The sequence below is a fragment of the Amycolatopsis kentuckyensis genome, from assembly GCF_002155975.1.
In the GTDB taxonomy this organism is placed as follows: domain Bacteria; phylum Actinomycetota; class Actinomycetes; order Mycobacteriales; family Pseudonocardiaceae; genus Amycolatopsis; species Amycolatopsis kentuckyensis.
The window spans coordinates 1-4,456 of the sequence record NZ_MUMI01000323.1 but is presented as its reverse complement, the minus strand read 5'-3'; the positions used below and the strand labels follow the sequence as shown (position 1 = coordinate 4,456).

Below are 4,456 nucleotides of genomic sequence, written 5' to 3'. Positions count from 1 at the left end.
ATCACCCGCCGGCGGGTGATCCGTCCGCCGCGACCAGCTCGACCTCGAACCCGGCCTCGTTCTCCCAGTACGCCGCGTAGTGGGCGGGCCCGCCCGCGTGCGGGTACCGGTCCGCGAAGAGCGGCCGCCACCCGTGGTCGGTCGCCCGGGCCGACAGGTCGTCGACCTGCTTGCGCGTGGCCACGTGCAGTGCCAGGTGGTTCAAGCCCGGCCGGGTGCGCTCGTGGTCCGGCGCGCTCCGCGCCGGGGATGCCTCCACCACCAGGTACGTCGCTCCCAGCCGCCAGCTGACCCCCGCCGGCCAGCGCTGGAACTCGCGCCAGCCGAGCTCGCCGAGCAGCCAGCCCCAGCTGCGCTCGGCTTCGGCGAGGTCCGGCACCCACAGCTCGATGTGGTGCGGCCGCCCGTGCACCGGGGGCAGCGCGACCAGCACGCGATGCAGGTCGCCGTAGTGGACGCCGCTGCCGACGTCGAGGAAACCCAGGCGCGCGGCCACGGTGCGGCTCGCCGCGTTCCGCTCGTGGACCAGCGCCCACACCGCCGGGAGCCCGAGCGTGCCGAGCCCGTGGTCGAGCAGTGCGCGGGCGGCCTCAGTGGCCAGGCCCTGCCCGGCGTGCGCGCTCGCGACGTAGTAGCCCAGCTCGGGCACCTCTCCCGGCAGCTCCGACGAAGGACGCAGGTGCGCGACGCCGATCACCTCGCCGTCGCGCTCGATCACCCAGTGGCCCTGGCCGGCCGGGCCGCGGTAGGCGAGCCGATGGTCCACCATCGCGCTCGCCGCGGCCGGGTCGGAGAAGTCCGCGGCGAAGTACCGGCTCATCTCCGGGTCGGCGAACACCTGCACCACGGCTTCGCGATCGGCCTCGGTGAGCGGCCGCAACGACACCCGCGGTGCCGTCAGCACCGTCATCCCGCGTGGGTGGCGAGCCAGCGCAGGGCGAGCGGGTAGCCGTCGACGCCGAGGCCGGCGATCACGGCCGTCGCGATGTCCGACAGCACGCTGTGGTGGCGGAACGCCTCCCGCTTGTGGACGTTCGAGATGTGCAGCTCGATCAGCGGCGCGGTCAGCTGCGCCGCGGCGTCGCGCACCGCGATCGAGTAGTGCGTCCACGCGCCGGCGTTGAGCACCACCGGGTGCCCGCCGTCGGCGGCTTCGTGCAGCCAGCTGACCATTTCGCCCTCGTGGTCGGTCTGCCGGACCTCGACCTCGATCCCCAGCTCGGCACCGGTCTCGACGCACAGCGCCGCGAGGTCGGCGTGCGTGGTCGAGCCGTAGACCGACGGCTCGCGCTTGCCGAGCCGGCCGAGGTTGGGGCCGTTGAACACGAACGCCTTCACAGCAGCACGCTCCCGCCGCCGCGGGACGGCTCCGCCGCGATCGCCGAGTACGCGGCCGCGAGCAGCGCCGGGTCCGGACCCTCCAGCCGGCCCGGTTTGGCGAGGGCGTCGAGGACGACGAACCGCAGCGCACCGGAACGGGTCTTCTTGTCGCCCTTCATGGTTTCCAGCAACTGCGGCAGCGCGTCGGCGTCGTACGTCGTCGGCAGGCCGATCAGCTTCAGCACGGAGGCGTGGCGCTCGGCCGTCGTGTCGTCGAGGCGCCCGGCCAGCCGCGCCAGCTCGGCGGCGAACACCAGGCCGACGCTGACGGCGGCGCCGTGGCGCCACCGGTACCGCTCGCGGCGTTCGATGGCGTGGCCGAGAGTGTGGCCGTAGTTGAGGATCTCGCGCAGGTCGGACTCGCGCAGGTCCGCGGCGACGACGTCGGCCTTGACCCGGATGGACCGGCGCACCAGCTCGGCCAGGACGTCGCCGGCCGGGTCGAGCGCGGCCGCCGGGTCGGCCTCGACCAGCTCGAGGATCCGCGGGTCGGCGATGAAGCCGGTCTTGATCACCTCGGCCATCCCGGCGACGAGCTCGTTGCGCGGGAGCGTCTCCAGCGTCGCGAGGTCGACGAACACCGCGCTCGGCTCGTGGAACACCCCGACCAGGTTCTTGCCGGCCTCGGTGTTGATGCCGGTCTTGCCGCCGACCGAGGCGTCGACCATGCCGAGCAGCGTCGTCGGCACGTTGACCAGCCGGACCCCGCGCATCCACGTGCCCGCGACGAACCCGGCGAGGTCGGTGACGGCGCCGCCGCCGAGGCCGACCACGACGCCGCGGCGGTCCAGCCCGATCCGGCCGAGCACCTCCCAGCAGAAGCCCGCGACGGTCAGCGCCTTGCCGTCCTCGGCGTCCGGGATCTCGACGCGGTGGGCGTCGAGGCCCGCCGCGTTCAGCTCGTCGCGGATGGCTTCGGCCGTGGCGGTCAGCGTCGGCGGGTGGACCAGCGCGATCTTCGAGGCGTCGGCGAGGTGCTCGGTGAGGTCGCCGAGCAGGCCGCGCCCGACCACGACGTCGTAGGGCTGGGCGGTGGCGACGGGGATGCGCACCGGATCGGACACGGGGTGGCTCACTCCTTGATTTCGGCGGGAGCGGCGAGCTCCGCCACGAGCTGCGCGACGATCTCGGAGGGCGTCCGGTCGTCGGTGACGATCTCGACGGTGGCGACCTCGCGGTAGACGGGCACCCGCTCGTCGAGCAGTTTCTTGAACGTGGCGCGGGGGTTCACCCCGGCCAGCAGCGGCCGCGCACTCGACAAGCCGGTGCGCTGCACACCGGCCGCGAGGCCGACGTTGAGGAACACGACGGTGTGCTCGGCCAGGCGGGCCCGGGTACCCGGGGTGAGCGGGGCGCCGCCGCCGAGGGAGAGCACGCCCTCGTGCCCGGCCAGCGCCGTCGCGACCGCTTCTTCTTCCAGCGCGCGGAAAGCGGGTTCGCCGTCTTCCGCGAAGATGTCGGAGATGCTGCGCCCGGTGCGCGCGACGATGTCGTCGTCACTGTCCCGGAAGGTGACGCCGAGCGCGGTCGCCAGCAGCGGGCCGACCGTGCTCTTACCTGAGCCGGGCGGGCCGACGACCACCGCGCGCGGACTCACCACCGCTCCTCGAGGGCCTTGAGGTACGCCTCGGCGTTGCGCTTGCTCTCGGCGAGCGAGTCGCCGCCGAACTTCTCGAGCGCGGCGTCGGCGAGGACGAGTGCCACCACCGATTCCAGCACGACCCCGGCCCGCGGCACCGCGCAGACGTCCGACCGCTGGTGGATCGCGACCGCGGGCTCGCCGGTCTTGACGTCTACTGTGGACAGTGCTTTGGGGACGGTCGAGATCGGCTTCATGGCCACGCGGACGCGCAGCGGCTCGCCGTTGGTGATGCCGCCTTCGAGGCCGCCCGCGCGGTTCGACCGGCGGGTGACCCCGACCGGGCCGGTGCCGCGGTCGATCTCGTCGTGCGCCTGGCTGCCCCAGCGACGTGCGGTCGTGAAGCCGTCGCCGACCTCGACGCCCTTCATCGCCTGGACGCCCATCAGCGCGCCGGCCAGGCGGGCGTCGAGCCGCCGGTCCCAGTGGACGTGGGAGCCGAGGCCCGGCGGGAGGCCGTAGGCGAGGACCTCGATCACGCCGCCGACGGTGTCACCCGCCTTCCGGACGGCGTCGACCTCGGCGACCATCGCGTCGGTGCCTTCCTGGCTGAAGGCGCGCACCGGGCTCTCGTCGATGGCCGCGAGGTCCTCCGGCTTCGGGAGGGGCCCCTCGGGCGCGTCGGCACCGCCGATCGAGACGACGTGGCTGACGATCTCGACGCCGAGCAGCTGCTGGAGGAAGTTGCGGGCCACCGTGCCGAGCGCGGTCCGTGACGCGGTTTCGCGGGCACTCGCGCGCTCCAGGACGGGGCGCGCCTCGTCGAAGCCGTACTTCTGCATGCCGGGCAGGTCGGCGTGGCCGGGACGGGGCCGGGTGAGCGGTTCGTTGCGCGCGAGGCCCTCGAGGATCTGGGGGGCGACCGGATCGGCCGCCATGACCTGCTCCCACTTCGGCCACTCGGCGTTCTCGATCTGCACGGCGACCGGGCCGCCCTGGGTGAGGCCGTGGCGGACGCCGCCGAGGAACTCGATGTGGTCGGTCTCGAAGCCCATCCGCGGGCTGCGGCCGAAGCCGAGACGGCGCCGGGCCAGCTGCTCGGTGACGTCGGCGGTGGTGACGGCAACGCCCGCGGGCATCCCTTCGAGCACGGCGGCCAGCGCGGGTCCGTGCGATTCACCTGCGGTGATCCAGCGCAACATGGGCTCAATCCTGTCACGGGCGCGGCGCGGGCCGGGACATGCCTCCGCTCACCCGGCGCGAGGGCCGGTTCGCGTGCGCGGACGGACGACACGCGCACCCCGGGCGGACGACACGCGCCCCTGGCGGCACGACACGTGTGATCGGGAGGTCGACTCGCGTGATCTGAGGGTCGACACGGCGTGATCGGGGCCGTGACTCGCGTGACTGGGGCCGTGACTCGCGTGACTGGGGGCGGGACTCGCGTGACTGGGGCCGTGACTCGCGTGATTGGGGACGGAACTCGCGTGACTGGGG

General features: G+C 73.7%; 5 protein-coding genes. All 5 read right to left on the bottom strand.

The features are described 5' to 3' along the window. Position 1: 1 nt before the first annotated feature. The 5 genes from CCN39_RS29345 to aroC are packed head-to-tail and all read right to left on the bottom strand — an operon-like array spanning position 2 to position 4,161. A complete protein-coding gene (locus CCN39_RS29345) occupies positions 2–910 on the bottom strand; it encodes a GNAT family N-acetyltransferase (RefSeq protein WP_086847403.1) in 909 nt (302 codons plus the stop codon). Then, entirely contained in the window at positions 907–1,338 is a 432-nt protein-coding gene (gene aroQ / locus CCN39_RS29340; protein WP_086847401.1) for a type II 3-dehydroquinate dehydratase, read from the bottom strand. The genes CCN39_RS29345 and aroQ overlap by 4 nt, the downstream gene beginning before the upstream one ends. After that, on the bottom strand, positions 1,335–2,444 hold the full coding sequence (gene aroB / locus CCN39_RS29335) for a 3-dehydroquinate synthase (RefSeq protein ID WP_086847399.1): 1,110 nt from the start codon (positions 2,442–2,444) through the stop codon (positions 1,335–1,337). The genes aroQ and aroB overlap by 4 nt, the downstream gene beginning before the upstream one ends. 8 nt (positions 2,445–2,452) lie before the next feature. Continuing rightward, positions 2,453–2,977 carry a shikimate kinase gene (locus tag CCN39_RS29330; protein WP_208630436.1) on the bottom strand — a complete coding sequence of 175 codons (525 nt, stop codon included), beginning with the start codon at positions 2,975–2,977 and terminating at the stop codon, positions 2,453–2,455. Then, entirely contained in the window at positions 2,974–4,161 is a 1,188-nt protein-coding gene (gene aroC, locus CCN39_RS29325) for a chorismate synthase (RefSeq protein ID WP_086847394.1), read from the bottom strand. Before aroC ends, CCN39_RS29330 begins: the two co-directional genes overlap by 4 nt. Between the last annotated feature and the right edge of the window lie 295 nt (positions 4,162–4,456).